At 54.2% G+C, this 476-nt stretch carries 1 protein-coding gene; it reads right to left on the minus strand.

Annotation, left to right across the window (positions count from 1 at the left end):
* The coding region (locus tag AC1RP4_RS07695) for a hypothetical protein (RefSeq protein WP_481763225.1) at positions 1–437 on the minus strand (437 nt) is incomplete at its 3' end.
* Positions 438–476 lie beyond the last annotated feature (39 nt).

The raw sequence follows: 476 nt of genomic DNA on the forward strand, positions 1-476 counted from the left end.
GGGGAACTCGTCGGACTGTGGACGTTAGTAACGAGCTGAAGGTTCGTGCCGCCTGATGACGAGTTGCTGATATTTAGTAGTGGATACCATGACCCCGGAACACCAGCCGTGCCCAACGCGAGCAATGTGCCAGAACCCGGGTTCATAGTGTTCACGTTCAACCAGAAGTTAATTGCGAAAGCACCTTTGCCTGCGGTCGTCGTGTTACCTCGTATGATCTGCATCGTGCTCGGAAACTGATACTCAAACCCAGAGGTGAGCGAGGTTGGTGCTCCGCTCACTGGGAACGTGAGTGCGGCCCCGCCAAAAGCTCCTGCCGACAAGTTGATTTGCCCGGCAATGGCACTATTGGTCACGAACCATGGGTAGTTCGCGGCCAGCGTGCCAGAAGGATAAATGTCGAAGCCTTCGGCCGACGCAATGAATTGTGCTGGCATTTTCTACTCCTTATAGCCAAGTGCCACGAAGTGTTATGG

This window comes from Dellaglioa sp. CoH-56-MRSF-10 (assembly GCF_056782175.1).